Here is a 15597-nt window from a genome sequence, read left to right as displayed (position 1 = left end):
GCTTAGGGATGAACAGGAACGGCGATCCAGCGTCCGTTCCTTGTCGCATCGAAGGCCAGGACGAGGGCGATGTGAACCTGGTTTCCGCCTTCCGGCTGATAGACCATCGCGCCGCCGATCCGGTATTCGACCGAGCACGTGCGCTCGGCCGGAACCGTGCTGACCTGGCGCGCCGCCTGCCGGTTCGGAGCGCCTTCCTTCTCGATCATCTGCAGGCTGAAGCCGATGACGCGTTTATCGATCGCGGCGCAATCCTTCGGCGTCGGCACCGGCATCTCGCCGAGCGAGAGCGTATAGGGCGCCTTCGGCGGACCGTCGGTCGCAAGCGTCGTGTAGCGGATCGTCTTCGAAGGCGAGCCGAGTTCGGTCGGTGGATTGAAGGCGGCGATCAGGCCGGGATTGGTCAACAGATCGTATTTGTCCATCTGGCTGCGCGCCGCCGTCAGGTTCTGCCGCCGCGCCTTGGAGAGATTGGCGTCCTTATCGGTCAGTTCGGTGCGGAAGGGTGTGCCCTCGAGATAGTGGCCGTCTTCGGTATCGACGAAATAAGTGTTGGAGTAGGGGACGCTCTGCTTGATGCCGAATTCCTGGAATCCGAAAACCTTGCCGTCAGCCGAAAAACCGATCGGCTGGATATTGGCGATGTCGCCGGCAAGTGACAGGCCGGGCAGGCCGGCAAATGCTGCGGCAATGATGCCGCCGATGATGAGACGCTTCTTCATGCTCGTGCCCCTTCGGCTGCCTGACGCAGATCGGCGACGGTCCGGCGGTAATCCTCGACCGTATCGCCTTTGAAAATTGCCGAGCCGGCGACGAGGACGTTGCCGCCCGCCCGCGCGATATCAGGCGCCGTTTCCACCGTGACGCCGCCGTCGACCTCGAGTTCGATCGGCCGATCACCGATCAGTGACTTCGCCGCCGCGATCTTCTTCGCCATCGCCGGAATGAACTTCTGCCCGCCGAAACCGGGATTGACCGACATGATCAGGATGAGGTCGACATCGTCGAGCACGTTCTCGATGGCGCTGAGCGGTGTCGCCGGATTGATCGTCACGCCGACCTTCTTGCCGAGGTTGCGGACAGTCTGCAGCGAGCGGTGCAGATGCGGTCCGGCTTCGGCATGGACGGTGATGCGGTCGCAGCCGGCCTTGGCGAAGGCTTCGAGATAGTCGTCGACCGGCGAGATCATCAGGTGGCAGTCGAACGTGGCTGATGTATAGGAGCGCAACGACTTGATGACATCGGGGCCGAAGGAGATGTTCGGCACGAAATGCCCGTCCATCACGTCGAGATGGATCCAGTCGGCGCCGGCGGCCGTCACGTCGCGCACCTCCTCGCCGAGCCTGGCGAAATCCGCTGCGAGGATCGAGGGGGCAATGCGAATGGGCAGCGTCATCAAAACTACTCCGTATAGGGCGCGCCATTTCACTGCGGCGCCAGAATTCAAAGCTGGCGGCCACTGCTCATTGCGTCGGCGCCGCAGGTGGAAAAAAGCCATTGCCCCGCCACTCGAGCAGGCGGTAGGGATTTTGCGAAAGTTCATGCCCACCGGTGAAGGCAATAGTGCCGACCGGTGTCTGGAATGTGGTGCCGAGAAGCGTCTCCTGGAGGGGCTTGCCCGCCGCAACGGCGGCTTGTCCCGCCTGGCCGGCAATCAGGGCCGCGGCCAGCGACGGCAGGACATAACCTTCCGGCTCGACGCCTTTAGCATGCAGCGCGCCGGCAACAGCCGTGCCTTCCGGCAGCATGGCGTATTCGGGCAGGGCGACGGCGCGCACGCCTGAATTCAGCGGCAGCGGCTGGTCGGCAGCGCGCATGGCATCGCCGCCGAGGATGGAAAGCTGGATGTTCTCGGCCTTGGCGTCGCGGGCGATGACGGCGACGTCGTTGCGGTCGCCGCCGATGAAGACCCTGGTGGCGCCGGCCCGTTTCAGCCGGCGGACCAGGGCAATCTGCTGCTCCTGTCCCGGACGGTAGGTATCGGTAAAGACCGGCTTCAGGCCGTTCTGCTCCAGCGCATTGCGCACCGATTCCGTCAGTTCGCGGCCATGAATGGTGCCGTCCTCGATCAGGGCGATCGGATCGGCGGCCCAGTCCTTCAGGATCACCTCAATGATCTTTGCCGCCTCGGCGCCGTCGGCGGGCGCCGCCCGGAAGAGCGGCCAGCCGTTCTTCAACGCATCCTCCATGAGGATGCGGGAGCGCACGGAGACGGTAATCGCGGGAATGCTGGCGTCCTTCAGCTTCGGCAGCGCTCCTTCGAGCGTTTCGCTGCAGAGAAAGCCGATCGCGACCTGCACCTTGGCACTGACAAGCGCGTCGGCAACCGCAGCACCGCTATTGTCTACGCAGGTCTCGTTGACGGCGACCAGAGTATTTCCCGACTGCTGGATCTCGAAGCCGGCGCCCGCGGCAATCTGGGCGCCGAGGAGGGCGAGCGGGCCGTTCTGAGGAGCGACGACGCCGATCGTCACGCCCGCCGCATGGCTTTCGGCCGCCGCTCCCAGCAGCGCCAGAAAAGCTGCTATGCCACGCAGGTTGATCATGAAAGGCGGACATCCCTAGCCATCGTCCATGCCCTTTTATCCGCAAGGCCGCGATCGTCAAAGAAAAACAAGCGCAACACGGCGCTTTTCACCGGTCCTATTGTAGAAAAGGTAACCGATGCTCGCCATATTGGCGCGATGGCAAGACAATCCAGGCATATAGCGCGCGCACGGAGAAGCAGGTGTTGAACAGGCAGCATATCGACCCTGGCCTTTATCGCGACGCCATGAGCCGTTATGCCGGCCATGTACAGCTCGTGACGACGGCGATGGAAGGCGTGCGCCGCGGCGTTACCATTACCGCCGCCTGCTCGGTCTCCGACAATCCGGCCTCGGTGCTGATCTGCCTCAACAACACCAATCCGAAGAACGAGATCTTCTTCCGCAGCGGCGTCTTCGTGCTCAACACGCTTGGCGCCCATCACCAGGCCGTTGCCGACGCTTTCTCCGGGCGCACTGCGCTTACCAATGACGACCGCTTCGCCAGCGCCCGTTTCGACACACTCGTCACCGGCGCGCCGGTTCTCTTCGATGCGCTCGCCGCCTTCGATTGCCGGGTGACCGACATCAAGGAAATGCCGACGCACAATGTCGTCTTCGGTGAGGTCGCAGCCGTCCGCTTCAGCGAAAAACACCCGGCGCTGATCTATATGAACCGGGATTATCACGCGTTGTGATTTCCGCAGCGATCGAGATTTCAAGGGGATAGAGGATGGACAATGCCGGGATCGAGGAAATGTTTCAGGGGCTCGGGCCAGTCACGATCAAGCGCATGTTCGGCGGTAAAGGCATCTATCATCTCGGACGGATCATCGCGCTTGAAGTGCGCGACGAAATGCTGTTGAAGGCCGACGAGACGAGCGCGCCTGAATTTGCCGCCGCCGGGGCCACGCAATGGACCTATGAGGGCAAGAAGGGCAAGCCGGTAAAAATGCCCTACTGGTCGATCCCCGACGAGGCCTATGACGATCCCGATCTGATGGCGAAATGGGTGCGGCTTGCCTATGAGGCGTCGCTTCGCGCCGAATAGCTATTCGCCCCGTGCTGCAGCCGGCAAGGCTGCTATCGCGGCCTTAGTGAAGGCCGACAGCGGCTCGGGCAAATCGGTCAGGGGAAACCAGCCGAAATCCGAAAGCTTGTCCGGTTCGGTGAGTTGCGGCTCGCCCTCGATGTCGCGGGTGACGTAGAGCAAAGAGATCCAGTGCTGGCGGTCGGCGTCGATGATCTGCTCGGTCATGCCGAGCCGTTCGATACGGCCAATCACGAGGCCGGTTTCTTCCTCGGCCTCGCGGCGAGCGGCTCGCTCCGCCGGCTCCATGTGATCGACCTTGCCGCCGACAATATTCCAGTAGCCGGCTTCAGGTGCGCGCAAGCGCTTGTAGAGAAGGATTTTGGCGTCGCGCAGAATTACCAGGCCGACGCCGAAGCCCGGAAAATCAAGGCCGGGCCTGCCCATTGGATGTTCAGACCTTGGCGCTGCCGGCGATCAGCATGAAGGCCGGGATATCATCGCCGAAGCCGACCGGGGTCGGGCCGTCGTCGTGGTCGCGATGACGGCGGCGGTCGCGGCTGTCATCATTTGCCGGGTAAGGCCGACTGTTACGCGCATTGTTCTGCGGCTTCTGCTCTGCTTTGCGCTCGTTCTTCACGATGTCGGCCTTTACTGGTGCTGCTTCAATCACGTCGACGCCATTATCCTGTATGTCGTTGTCAGATTTATGACTCGCGGCGGCGCGATTGCCGCGTCCGCGTCCACGATCCTTGTCGCCATTCTCTCTCGGCGCACGATCTCGGCCTGCACCATCTCTGGCGCCACGCTCGCGGCTGTTGCGGCGCGGGCGTTCGCTGTCCCGGCTGTCTTCTGCCGGCGGCGGCAGCGACGTCAGGTCACCGCTCAGCCATTCGACCTTTTCGCCGATCAGCTTCTCGATGGCATCGACGAACTTCGTGTCGCGCTTGGTGACGAGCGTAAAGGCGGCACCCGAGCGGCCGGCACGGCCGGTGCGGCCGATGCGGTGGACGTAATCCTCGGAATGGATCGGTACGTCGAAATTGAAGACGTGGCTGACATCAGGGATATCGAGGCCGCGGGCGGCGACGTCGGAAGCGACCAGAAGCTGGAGGTTGCCGTCACGGAAACTCTGCAGCGTCATCGTGCGGGAACGCTGGTCCATGTCGCCATGCAGGGCGCCGACCGAGAAGCCGTGGCGTTCGAGCGAACGGAAGAGATCGGCGACATCCTTCTTGCGGTTGCAAAAGATGATGGCGTTCTTGAGCTCGGTCTGGGCGCGGACGAGTTCGCGCAGGACGGCGCGCTTTTCGTAATCCTTGCCATGCGAAGCGACGAAACGCTGCGTCACGGTCGCCGCGGCGGAAGCCGGCTTTGCGACTTCGATACGCTCGGGATTCTGCAGGAAGCGGTCCGCGAGCTTCTGGATCTCCGACGGCATGGTTGCCGAGAAGAACAGCGTCTGGCGGGTGAACGGGATCATCTTGGCGATGCGTTCGATATCGGGGATGAAACCCATGTCGAGCATGCGGTCGGCCTCGTCGATGACAAGGATCTCGACGCCACTCATCAGGAGCTTGCCGCGCTCGAAATGGTCGAGCAGGCGGCCGGGCGTGCAGATCAGCACATCGGCGCCGCGCTCGAGCTTGCGGTCCTGGTCTTCGAAGGAAACGCCGCCGATCAGGAGGGCGACGTTGAGGCGGTGGTTCTTGCCGTATTTCTCGAAATTCTCGGCGACCTGAGCGGCGAGTTCGCGCGTCGGTTCGAGAATCAGCGTGCGGGGCATGCGCGCACGTGCACGGCCCTTTTCGAGAAGCGACAGCATCGGCAGCACGAAGGATGCCGTCTTGCCAGTGCCGGTCTGCGCGATGCCGCAAATATCGCGGCGCTCGAGCGCAAACGGGATGGCTCCCGCCTGAATGGGCGTGGGGATCGTGTAGCCCGCATCCGTAACAGCGGATAGCACTTTTTGGCTCAAGCCAAGGTCAGCAAATGTCGTCAAAGGGAAAACTGTTTCCATTCAGGTTCGGCCGAACTCTGAACGAGTCGGCGGGATTGCATGCCGCAATGCAGCGCGACATAGCCCCGAATGGCCGGCAAGTCAAGAATTAGAGACGCCGCACTCATTGCAGAGTGAAGCGTTGGTTACCGGGCAGGAGTTACTTGATATAGGTGGCGAGTTTAAGGCCGGCATTCATGAAATATACTGGATCGACGGCATTGCCGTCCTGTCGCACTTCATAGTGCAGGTGGGTGCCCGTCGAGCGGCCGGTGCTGCCGGCAAGGCCGATGACGTCGTTGCGATCGACTGTGTCGCCGACCTTGACCAGAACCTCCGACATATGCCCGTAGCGCGTCGAGATGCCGTTGCCGTGATCGACCTCGACCATGTTGCCGTAGCCGCCGGTCCAGCCGGCCGAAATCACCTTGCCGGGCGCCGTCGGGCGGATCCTTTCGCCCGGCGAAAAGCGAAAATCGATGCCGGAATGGAGCGCGAGGCGGCCGAGGAACGGATCACGGCGGTTGCCGAAGGGGCTGGTCACGTCCTTGCCGATAGCGGGATTGCGGAAGGGCAGGGATTCGGCGGTGCTGCGCACTGCCTCGAGCCGGGTCAGTGCGCCGTCGAGCGCAACCAGCGAATTGTTGAAGCCGTCGTTGCTTTCAGGCTCGACATAGGGGCCGCCGACCGCATCGTCATCGTCTTTCTCGGCAGCGCTCTCGGGCATCGGAATCTTGAAGCGGGTCAGCACGGTCTCGATGGCGTTGGCGGCATTGCCGGCATCGCTCGTCAGCTGTTCGACCCGGCTGCGCTGATCCTGTTCGACATCTTTCAGCGACAGCGTCACCTTGGAGAAGATGCGGTCGGCGCGGTCGCCGACCGTGTCAGTGGCCGGCACATAGGCGAGCGTCGAATTGTCCGGTGTCGCATCGGCGGGCGCGCCGCTCGCCAGCTGTTTCTCGATCGCCTCGACGCCGCCACGGCTAAGCGATGCACGCTTGTCCTTGCTATCGGGCGCATAAGACTGAACCGGGGAAGTCGGCGCGGGCAGGGCGCCGTCTTTTTCCGTCAGGCCGGAGCTTTCGGCCCGGTCGAGCAGATTGTCGAGTTTGCCATGGCGCGAGGTGAGCGCCATCTGCTGCTCCATCAGCTTGTCGACTTTGTCTTCGACCACCTGCTGATCGAGAAGCTGGCGGGAAGTGATGCGGTCGACCTGCGCGCGGAGGGCGGCGATGCGGTCTTCATAGTCGTGCTGCATGCGCGCCTGGCGGGCCATGGTGGCGCCGATCAGATCGTCGCGCAGCACGAGATAGGACGTGGCCAGGAGATAGCCGATCGAGAAGACGCCGACGAAGCAGAGGGCGAGCGCAGCCATCCACGGCCGGACCGTCATATGGCGGACCTTGTCGCCGCTTGCCAGGATGAGGATATGTTCCTGCGCCCGTCTGCCGAATACCCGGTGCTGATGTCCGCTGTTCACGCAGGCTCTCCCGATTGATGCTCTACGCCTCTTTCGGAAATTAGACACCGTTATGGTTAATGAATGCTTTCATTGTCGCCGGCGCATCATAAATTTCAGTGACTTCAAGCGTGGCTGATCGATGCGAGCGAGCGGTAGAAGGACGGCGTCAGCCCAGCCTCGGCGCGGGCAAGGTCGTTGAAAGGCGGCTTCAGCGGTCCGCGGAAATTTGCCCGCACCAGCTCCTCGAAGGCTTTTGCAGGGTCGCGCTTCTCGCGGGCGCAGAGGAAGCGGAACCATTTGGCGCCGACGGCGACATGGCCTTTCTCGTCGTTGTAGATGACGTCGAGGACATCGGCACTTTCGAGATCGCCGGTCTGGCGCATCTTCGCCTGCAGCGACGGCGTGACGTCGAGGCCGCGGGCCTCCAGGATCAGCGGCACGACGGCGAGCCTTGCCGTCAGATCGTTGCGGGTCGAATGGGCGGCCTGCCAGAGCCCGTCATGGGCGGGCAAATCGCCGTAATCGGCGCCGAGATCGTTGAGCCGGGCACGCACCATGCGGAAATGCTTCGCCTCCTCGAAGGCGACCTGCATCCAGCCGTCGAAAAAGGAATTCGGCACCTGCTCGGTCGCGAATCGCGCGACGATATCGAGCGCCAGATCGACGGCGTTGAGCTCGATATGGGCGATGGCGTGGAGCAGCGCGATCCGCCCTTTGAGCGTATTCAGCGAGCGCTTCTCCACCTGGGTCGGCGGCGTCAGCACCGGTTTCTCGGGACGGCCGGGCCTGTCGGGCAGGGCCGCATCGAGCGGCGAGCGCAGCGACACCCGGCGGGCGAACCAGCGGGTGGCGCTTTCCTGCGCAAGTGCCGTCTTGCGGTCGAGATCGGCCGAACAGATCGCATCGATGGCGCCGCCGCGCAGCGAGGTTATCGTGAGATCGCCGGTCACGCCGCCAGGTTCCTCACGGCCTCGAGCACGGTTTCTGCATGGCCCTGCACCTTCACCTTCTGCCAGATGGTGGCGATCGTGCCGTCTTGGCGGATCAGGAAAGTGGTACGCTCGACACCCATGAAGTTGCGGCCGTACATGCTCTTTTCCTTCCAGACGCCATAGGCCTGCAGCGTCGTCTTTTCCTCGTCCGAGGCGAGCGCCACCGAAAGACGGTGCTTCTTGATGAACTTGTCATGGCAGGCGGCCGAATCGGGCGACATGCCGATGACGGCGGCACCCGCCGCTTCGAACTCGGCTGCCAACGCGGTGAAAGCCAGTGATTCGGCGGTGCAGCCCGTGGTGTCGTCCTTGGGGTAGAAGAACAGCACGAGCGGTTTGCCGTGGAATTCGGCCAGCGAAACGCGGCCGCCGCCGTCGCGGGGAAGGTTGAAATCAGGGGCAGAGACGCCGATGCTGGGAACCGCCATTGGGAAAACCTTTCTTTTGCCGGGTTTGTGGATGACACTTACTCTCCCCGAATTATATAGTGGACGGATACCCGTCCAGCATGGCCGGGTTCAATTCTTCAGTTAAGGGAGAGCCCGAGGGCGCATGTCAGCCATCCGCGGCGAAAAGGTCACGTTTCGCAAGAAGGATATCGTTGCGCTGGACCGCTTGCCGTCCGCCCAGGCCGAGGATCCGATCATCGTTCATTGCCCGCCGCCGCGTTCGCCGATGCGCCGCACGGTGAAGCTGAGCTCAGGATTTCTGGGACTGATCCTGCTTATTCTTGCTGCCATCGTTTTCACCGTCGAGAGCGGCCTATTCGACAAGCCGCTGTCGCAGCAGGCGCAGGCGGCGCTGAATGGCGTGGCCGGACCGCGCTACCGCGCCGAGGTCGGCTCCACCGTCATCCGCTTCACCTCGGATTTCCGGCTGGCGCTTGAAGCGCGCAACGTCAACATGATCGACCAGGAGAGCGGCCAGCACCTGTCGACGACGGGTTCGGTGCGCCTGGGGCTCGATCCGCTGCAGCTTTTCCGCGGCCGGATCGCAGTGACGGACATCGAAGCGGAGGATATCGCGCTCGATACCGCGCTTTTGCCCTCCGGCAATCCCGTCAAGCTCGATGATCTGCGCATCGACGCCGTGCCGGCGGCGATGGAGAAGATCTTCTCGCAGTTCGACATGTTCGACAGCATCGTGACGCGCGGCTCGACGAATTCGATGCGCATCTCCGGCATCGACATCAAGCTTGCCGATACCGCCAACGGTCCGCTGTCGCTGGTCATCGACAATCTCGTCTTTGCCCATGCCGGACCATCCTCGCTGCAATTGACCGGCGAAGTCGCGCTGAACGGCGAAGTGGCGGAGCTCGATGTGCTGGCCGAGAAGGAAGACGGCCACGTGTCGAAGGTCGTTGCGACGCTGAAGCATGCCGACCTCACGCCCTTCGGGCTGAAACGCAACGATCAGGGCGCAATACGGCAGGGGCTCAGCGCCTTTGCCGACCTCACGGTGTCGGCCACCAGAGGGCGCGATGGCGTTCGGCCGGCGCTTGCGGCGACAATCGATATCGATCCCGGCCTGATCTATGCCGACGGCGATCCGCAGGAGGTGTCGGGCGGGCAAATCAATCTCGTCTATGATTTCGCCAAGCAGACGATCGAGATCGCCCGATCGAACGCCCGGTTCGGCGCGACCACGCTTCCCATCAATGGTGCGCTGATCGATCTCGACAAGCTCGACCCGCAGGCAGGAAAGGGCTTCGGCATCGACCTGCTCGTCAGCGGCGGCACGGCAGCCCCCGGCGGCTCCGGCGAGCCGCCGCTCTCCTTCGACGTCCAGGCGACCGGGCGCTACATGGTCGCCGGCCGTGAATTCCAGTTTCCCAACATAACCGCTTCCAGCCCGCTCGGTGCGCTCTACGGATCACTGCACGTCAAACTCGGCGACAAATCGCCGGAAATCAGCTTCGCCGGCCAGTCGGCGCAGTTGCAGACGACAGCGATCAAGCAGCTCTGGCCGTTCTGGATGGCGCCCAAGGTGCGCACCTGGCTGCACGGCAATCTCTTTGGCGGCACCGTCACCAACGCCACCATATCGGTCTTCATTCCCTTCGGCAGGCTGGATGAGGCAGCCGGCGGCAAGGGATTGAAACTCGATGCCAACCAGATCCGCATCGGCTTCGACATTGCGGGGGCGCGGATGAATGTCGCCGGCGATATTCCGCCGATCCGCGACACGTCAGCGCATTTCGACCTGAGCGGCCCGGTTGCGACGATCGCGATCAAGAACGGCACGTCCTATTTCCCGTCCGGCCGGTCCGTCGGTCTCGGGCAGGGGACGTTCATCTTGCCCGCCACTTACGATAAGCCGCTGATGGCCGATATCGATCTCGCGGTGTCCGGCCCGGCGGATGCCGTCGGCGAACTTCTGACCTACAGGCCGATCCGGGTGCTGCAGCGCGCCGGCTTTACGCCCGACGATCTCAAGGGCCGGATCGAGGCGAATGTGAAGGCCCATTTCGGCCTGCTCTCCTCGCAAAACCCGCCGCCTGCCGAATGGACAGCGGCAATGAAGCTCACCGACGTCGATCTTGCCAAGCCGTTTTCCGGCCGGATGATCAGCAATCTCGACGGCACGCTGAACGGCAATCCGAAACGGATCACGCTCGACGCCAAGGCCCAGATCGACGGTGTCCCGGCCGATATCGATCTTACCGAACCGGTCGAGGCATCCGATACAGCGGCGCGGCAGCGGGTGATCACCGCGACGCTTTCCGAGGACCAGCGCAACAAGCTGATACCCGGCCTTTCCGGCATCGTCGGCGGCAGCGTGAAGATGGTGCTGACGCGGATCGACGACGACCGGCAGGACGTCCAGCTCGACCTCACCAAGTCGCTGCTCGAATTGCCTTGGATCGGCTGGTCTAAAGGCAGCGGCATCGCCGCCACGGCCGAGTTCGAAACATCAGGCCCGGCCGACAATACCCAGATCAGGAACTTCCGCCTGAAGGGCGACGGTTTCGGTGCCAGCGGATCGTTGAACATCGGCAAGGGCGGGCTGATCTCGGCCGATTTCGATAGCGTCAAGCTCTCCTCGCTCGACGATTTCGCCCTGTCGGTGAAACGCAGCAAGGGCAATTTCGACGTCTCGGTCTCCGGCGACAGCGCCGATGCGCGGCCGGTCATCCAGCGGTTGAAATCGGGCTCGGGTGACGATGGTGATGGGGATGCCGGCGACACCGGCGTATCGGTGCGCGCCAGGCTGAAAAACGTCATCGGCTTCAACGACGAGAAGGTCGGCAATTTCCAGGCGCAAATATCACTGCGCGGCGACAAGCTGCAGACGCTCAATTTTTCCGCCGTTACCGATAGCGGCGAGGCGGTGGTCAGCCAGATGCAGGACGGCGGCGTCATCAACATCACCAGCGGTGATGCCGGCGCGGTATCGCGTTTCGCAGATCTCTACCAGCACATGCAGGGCGGCCTGCTCAATCTGGCGATCCGGCTGGGGGCGGAGGGCGGCTGGGACGGCTCCCTCGACGTGCGCCGCTTCGCGATCGTCAACGAACAACGGCTGCGCTCGATTGTCTCGACGCCCGTTGGCAGTGAGCAGCGCAGCCTCAACGAGGCCGTCAAGCGTGATATCGATACGTCGTCGCAGCGCTTCCAGCGCGGCTTTGCCCGTGTCGTTTCGCGCAACGGCATGGTCGGCATCGAAAACGGCGTGCTGCGCGGCGACCAGATCGGCGCGACCTTCCAGGGCATCGTGCGCGATCGCAAGGGCAATATGGACATGACCGGCACCTTCATGCCGGCCTACGGCCTCAACCGCCTCTTCGCCGAACTGCCGCTGATCGGCGTCATCCTCGGCAATGGCAGCGACCGCGGCCTCATCGGCATCACTTTCAAGCTGACAGGCAAGTTCGACCAGCCGAACCTGCAGATCAACCCGCTGTCGATCATCGCGCCCGGTGTTTTCCGGCAGATTTTTGAGTTCCAGTGAAAGGAAGCAGTCATGGCAGAGGTTGTGGCGTGACGTAGCTAAATCTCTCTCCGCCTGAGGAGATAGTCGAGACCGCCGACGCGATACCAGCGATAAGCGTAGGCATCGAGCACGACGATATGAAATCCTTTCCCGTTTGCCTTGCTGCTCGCGCCATCGGCAATATCGATCAACTGTCGTCCGTCTTCACCGATGTCGGGATCGAAGGTCACTTCCGTCGGCTGCGGGTGCAGGTTGTGCAGGATCAACACCGAATTGCCGCGCCAGTCATAACGAAGCGCCAGCACGCCATCGTTGCCGGTGTCGATCACCGAAAAATCGCCCCAGCCGATCTCAGGGGCTTCTTTGCGCATCCGGATCATCCGCTCGGTCCAATTCAGCAGCGAATTGGGATCGCGCCGCTGTGCAGCAACATTGACATGCTGGAAACCGTAGGGGCCGTCCTTGATGACCGGCGAGATCGGCTTTTGACTTTTGGTGAAACCGCCCTCCGGTTCGGTCGACCACTGCATCGGGGTGCGTGCGCAATTACGCTCCGGCAGACAAAGGTCATCGCCCATGCCGATTTCGTCGCCGTAGCGGATGACAGGCGTTCCAGGCAGCGAAAACAATAGGCTGTAGGCCATTTCGATCCTGCGGCGGTCGCCACCGAGCATCGGCGCCAAGCGACGACGAATGCCTCTGTCGTAGAGCTGCATGTCCTTTTCAGCTCCGAAGGCTGCAAATACCGCGCCACGTTGTTTTTCCGTCAGCCGGCCGAGATCCAGTTCATCATGGTTGCGGAGGAAGAGGCCCCATTGCGCGGTCGCTGGGCGCGGCTTTGTGGCGTCCAGGGCCTTCTTGAGCGGGCGCGTATCGGCGCTGGCGAAGGCATAAAACAGCGCTTGATTGACCTGGAAATTGAACATCATCTGCATGCGGTCACCGTCATCGCCGAAATATTCGAAATTGTCCTTCGGCAGGATATTGGCCTCCGCCAGAATGATTGAATCGCCCAGGCGCCACTGCAGGAATTCGCGAAATTTCCTCAGCATGTCGAACTGCTCTACAGGCTTGGTAACGTCGGCGCCTTTCGTCGCGATGATGAAGGGAGCGGCATCCATCCTGAAACCGGAGACGCCGAGCTGAATCCAGAAGCCCATGATCTTGAGGATTTCCGCCTGCACCTCGGGGTTCGACGTATTGAGATCGGGCTGATGATCGTAGAAGCGGTGAAAATAATAGGCCTTGGCTTTGTCGTCATGGGTCCAGGTCGTCTTCTGGACGCCGGGGAAAACCATGCCCTGATCGGCATTCGCCGGCTTTTTCTCGGACCAGACGTACCAGTCGCGATAGCGCGAGCGCGGATCGCTCCTGGCGTCCTGGAACCAGGGATGGTCCTTGGACGTATGATTGATCACCAGATCGATCAGCACCCGGATACCGCGCTGCTTGGCGCCGTGGGTGAATTCGACGAAATCGCCGAGCGAGCCATAACGCGGGTCAACATTGTAATAGTCGGAGACGTCGTAACCATCATCGCGACCGGGCGAGGCCTGGAACGGCATGAGCCAGATCGCCGTCACGCCAAGGCCGGAGAGATAGTCGAGACGCCGCATCAGGCCTTGAAAATCACCCACGCCGTCACCGTTCGCATCCATGAAGGTCTCGACGGACAGGCAGTAGATGACAGCGTTTTTATACCAGAGGTCGTTGATCATGCCGGCGCTCCAATCCACAGGTCGCAAATCCCGGCGGGCGGAAAAGGTTCCGACAAAGTATTCGTTATGCGGGTCGTGGCGCTTCGCAGTAGAGAAATGCGTGGGCTCCGCCACGACAAAGCCAATTCCAAGCCAGGCTGACAAATCCGGCATTGATGCTTTGCCTATTTTAGGAAAAGCTGATGTACTATACTGTCCCGGCCAGGAAGCAACGGCCGGTGCAATGTCGGAGGATGCCATGCAGTGCGCCCGGACAGTTTCTTTCGCATCGGCCGCGATGATGGCCGTCACGATTGCCGACGTGTCGCTTTCCGCGGAAAAGGGCGTACGGCTGAAATCGCAGGAGGCGGTCATCCGTTCCGACCACGTCCTGATGGTCCCTCTGGACGCGGAAATGACGCCGCCGATCTTCTCGATCAGCTGGTGGTCGCGGGTGAAGCCCGCTTCAAGCGTCGATCCACCCGGCTATCTTCTTAAGAAACCAGACGAGATGACCCGAAATGCCGGCGTTGAGCTGAATGATCTTGCTCGTCGACCCGAATAGTGAGGCAAAGAAGAAGCCGGCGCAGGCGCCGGCTTTGATATCGGTTCGGAATTGAAGCCGCTTACGCCGCGCGGCGGATCAGGATGTGCTTCTTCTTGCCGAGCGAAAGCTTGATGACGCCGTCGGTCGTGATTTCGCCGCTGCCGATCATCTTGCGCTCGTCGCTGACCGCCTCGTCGTTGATGCGGACGGCGCCGCCCTGGACGTGACGGCGGGCTTCGCCGTTCGATGAGGCAAGGCCGGCGCGAACGATCAGCGACAGCAGGCCGATGCCGGCGTCGAGCTCGGAGGCGGGCACGTCGACCGACGGCAGGTTTTCCGAGAGGCCGCCTTCCTCGAAAGTCTTGCGCGCCGTTTCGGCGGCCTGTTCAGCGGCCTCGCGACCGTGCAGGATTGCCGTTACCTCGGTCGCAAGGATCTTCTTGACCTCGTTGATCTCCGAACCGCCGAGTGCCGAGAGACGGGCGATTTCATCCATCGGCAGCGTGGTGTAGAGCTTCAGGAAGCGCGAGACGTCGGCATCCTCGGTGTTGCGCCAGTACTGCCAGAAATCGTAAGCCGAGAGCATGTCAGCATTCAGCCAGACAGCGCCCGTCGCCGACTTGCCCATCTTGGCGCCCGACGATGTCGTCAGCAGCGGCGATGTCAGCGCATAGAGCTGCGGTGTGCCCATGCGGTGACCGAGATCGATGCCGTTGACGATATTGCCCCACTGGTCCGAACCGCCCATCTGCAGGCGGCAGTCGTAGCGCTTGGCAAGCTCGACGAAGTCGTAGGCCTGGAGGATCATGTAGTTGAATTCCAGGAAGGACAGTGACTGTTCGCGGTCGAGACGCGTCTTGACGCTGTCGAAGGACAGCATGCGGTTGACCGAGAAGTGCTTGCCGACGTCGCGCAGGAATTCGAGATAGTTCAGCGAGCGCAGCCATTCGGCATTGTTGATCATCAGCGCGTCCTTGGGACCGTCGCCGTAGTTCAGGTAGTTGGAGAAGACGCGCTTGATCGAGGCGATGTTGCCTTCGATCGTATCGACGGTCATGAGCTGGCGCGCTTCTTCCTTGAAGGAGGGATCGCCGACCATGCCGGTGCCGCCGCCCATCAGCGAGATGGCGCGGTGACCGGTCTTCTGCATCCAGTGCAGCATCATGATCTGGATCAGCGAGCCGGCATGCAGGCTGGGCGCCGTCGGATCGAAGCCGATATAGGCCGTCACGGTTTCCTTCGCGAACAGGTTATCGAGGCCGCTTTCATCGGAGACCTGATGAATGAAGCCGCGCTCTTTCAGCGTGCGGAGGAAATCGGACTTGAACTCGGACATGGCCTTCGTCTCTTGATATCTGCGCCGCACCCCATGCGGGCTTGACGCAAGTTCGTTGTTGTTGATCTGTCGCGGC

General features: G+C 62.1%; 14 protein-coding genes. 4 read left to right on the top strand and 10 right to left on the bottom strand.

What is annotated here, in order from left to right; genetic code table 11:
* Positions 1–2 precede the first annotated feature (2 nt).
* The 3 genes from N1937_RS11050 to N1937_RS11040 form a co-directional block, all read right to left on the bottom strand.
* Positions 3–722, bottom strand: a complete 720-nt coding sequence (locus N1937_RS11050; protein ID WP_260058759.1) for a DUF2259 domain-containing protein — start codon at positions 720–722, stop codon at positions 3–5.
* The gene (gene rpe, locus N1937_RS11045; protein WP_064247082.1) at positions 719–1396 is read right to left on the bottom strand and encodes a ribulose-phosphate 3-epimerase; all 678 of its coding nucleotides are present in this window, start codon (positions 1394–1396) and stop codon (positions 719–721) included. Before rpe ends, N1937_RS11050 begins: the two co-directional genes overlap by 4 nt.
* Before the next feature lie 67 nt (positions 1397–1463).
* Positions 1464–2546, bottom strand: a complete 1083-nt coding sequence (locus N1937_RS11040; protein WP_260058756.1) for an ABC transporter substrate-binding protein — start codon at positions 2544–2546, stop codon at positions 1464–1466.
* 182 nt (positions 2547–2728) lie between these two features.
* Between N1937_RS11040 and N1937_RS11035 the strand changes: the two genes are divergently transcribed.
* The gene (locus N1937_RS11035; RefSeq protein ID WP_017964469.1) at positions 2729–3223 is read left to right on the top strand and encodes a flavin reductase; all 495 of its coding nucleotides are present in this window, start codon (positions 2729–2731) and stop codon (positions 3221–3223) included.
* Positions 3224–3258: 35 nt separating this feature from the next.
* Positions 3259–3576: a TfoX/Sxy family protein gene (locus N1937_RS11030; RefSeq protein ID WP_017964468.1), complete on the top strand. Its 318-nt coding sequence runs from the start codon at positions 3259–3261 to the stop codon at positions 3574–3576.
* On the opposite strand, the gene N1937_RS11025 is transcribed toward N1937_RS11030, so the two are convergent.
* The 5 genes from N1937_RS11025 to N1937_RS11005 all read right to left on the bottom strand — a co-directional run bounded on the left by N1937_RS11025 (position 3577) and on the right by N1937_RS11005 (position 8436).
* Positions 3577–4002, bottom strand: coding sequence for an NUDIX domain-containing protein (locus N1937_RS11025; protein WP_260058752.1), 426 nt, complete (start codon positions 4000–4002; stop codon positions 3577–3579).
* 7 nt (positions 4003–4009) lie between these two features.
* A complete protein-coding gene (locus N1937_RS11020) occupies positions 4010–5575 on the bottom strand; it encodes a DEAD/DEAH box helicase (RefSeq protein ID WP_017964466.1) in 1566 nt (521 codons plus the stop codon).
* A 139-nt stretch (positions 5576–5714) separates the two neighbouring features.
* Entirely contained in the window at positions 5715–7034 is a 1320-nt protein-coding gene (locus tag N1937_RS11015) for a peptidoglycan DD-metalloendopeptidase family protein (RefSeq protein ID WP_260058750.1), read from the bottom strand.
* A gap of 104 nt (positions 7035–7138) precedes the next feature.
* Positions 7139–7966, bottom strand: a complete 828-nt coding sequence (locus tag N1937_RS11010) for a ferritin-like domain-containing protein (protein ID WP_260058749.1) — start codon at positions 7964–7966, stop codon at positions 7139–7141.
* Positions 7963–8436, bottom strand: a complete 474-nt coding sequence (locus tag N1937_RS11005; RefSeq protein ID WP_170255815.1) for a peroxiredoxin — start codon at positions 8434–8436, stop codon at positions 7963–7965. Before N1937_RS11005 ends, N1937_RS11010 begins: the two co-directional genes overlap by 4 nt.
* 124 nt (positions 8437–8560) lie before the next feature.
* On the opposite strand from N1937_RS11005, the gene N1937_RS11000 reads away from it, so the two are divergent.
* A complete protein-coding gene (locus tag N1937_RS11000) occupies positions 8561–11959 on the top strand; it encodes a DUF3971 domain-containing protein (RefSeq protein WP_260058748.1) in 3399 nt (1132 codons plus the stop codon).
* Positions 11960–11997: 38 nt separating this feature from the next.
* Here the strand turns inward: N1937_RS11000 and N1937_RS10995 are convergent, their stop codons facing one another.
* Positions 11998–13659 (bottom strand): alpha-amylase family protein, encoded by a 1662-nt coding sequence (locus N1937_RS10995; protein WP_170255817.1) that lies wholly within the window; start codon positions 13657–13659, stop codon positions 11998–12000.
* A gap of 223 nt (positions 13660–13882) precedes the next feature.
* On the opposite strand from N1937_RS10995, the gene N1937_RS10990 reads away from it, so the two are divergent.
* The gene (locus tag N1937_RS10990; protein WP_162117076.1) at positions 13883–14203 is read left to right on the top strand and encodes a hypothetical protein; all 321 of its coding nucleotides are present in this window, start codon (positions 13883–13885) and stop codon (positions 14201–14203) included.
* Between the two features lie 61 nt (positions 14204–14264).
* Here the strand turns inward: N1937_RS10990 and tyrS are convergent, their stop codons facing one another.
* The gene (gene tyrS / locus N1937_RS10985) at positions 14265–15521 is read right to left on the bottom strand and encodes a tyrosine--tRNA ligase (RefSeq protein WP_170261471.1); all 1257 of its coding nucleotides are present in this window, start codon (positions 15519–15521) and stop codon (positions 14265–14267) included.
* Positions 15522–15597: the final 76 nt, after the last annotated feature.

The sequence above is a fragment of the Rhizobium sp. WSM4643 genome (assembly GCF_025152745.1).
In the GTDB taxonomy this organism is placed as follows: domain Bacteria; phylum Pseudomonadota; class Alphaproteobacteria; order Rhizobiales; family Rhizobiaceae; genus Rhizobium; species Rhizobium leguminosarum_I.
Note: the sequence above shows the minus strand (reverse complement) of the source record. Positions and strands in the feature narration are given on the sequence as shown.

What these genes read in the sequence shown, in the direction of transcription:
- N1937_RS11000 (WP_260058748.1), top strand. Translation starts at nt 8,561, where the DNA reads ATGTCAGCCATCCGCGGCGAAAAGGTCACGTTTCGCAAGAAGGATATC.
- N1937_RS11020 (WP_017964466.1), bottom strand. Translation starts at nt 5,575, where the DNA reads ATGGAAACAGTTTTCCCTTTGACGACATTTGCTGACCTTGGCTTGAGC.
- N1937_RS10995 (WP_170255817.1), bottom strand. Translation starts at nt 13,659, where the DNA reads ATGATCAACGACCTCTGGTATAAAAACGCTGTCATCTACTGCCTGTCC.
- N1937_RS11040 (WP_260058756.1), bottom strand. Translation starts at nt 2,546, where the DNA reads ATGATCAACCTGCGTGGCATAGCAGCTTTTCTGGCGCTGCTGGGAGCG.
- N1937_RS11025 (WP_260058752.1), bottom strand. Translation starts at nt 4,002, where the DNA reads ATGGGCAGGCCCGGCCTTGATTTTCCGGGCTTCGGCGTCGGCCTGGTA.
- tyrS (WP_170261471.1), bottom strand. Translation starts at nt 15,521, where the DNA reads ATGTCCGAGTTCAAGTCCGATTTCCTCCGCACGCTGAAAGAGCGCGGC.
- rpe (WP_064247082.1), bottom strand. Translation starts at nt 1,396, where the DNA reads ATGACGCTGCCCATTCGCATTGCCCCCTCGATCCTCGCAGCGGATTTC.
- N1937_RS11030 (WP_017964468.1), top strand. Translation starts at nt 3,259, where the DNA reads ATGGACAATGCCGGGATCGAGGAAATGTTTCAGGGGCTCGGGCCAGTC.
- N1937_RS10990 (WP_162117076.1), top strand. Translation starts at nt 13,883, where the DNA reads ATGTCGGAGGATGCCATGCAGTGCGCCCGGACAGTTTCTTTCGCATCG.
- N1937_RS11050 (WP_260058759.1), bottom strand. Translation starts at nt 722, where the DNA reads ATGAAGAAGCGTCTCATCATCGGCGGCATCATTGCCGCAGCATTTGCC.
- N1937_RS11005 (WP_170255815.1), bottom strand. Translation starts at nt 8,436, where the DNA reads ATGGCGGTTCCCAGCATCGGCGTCTCTGCCCCTGATTTCAACCTTCCC.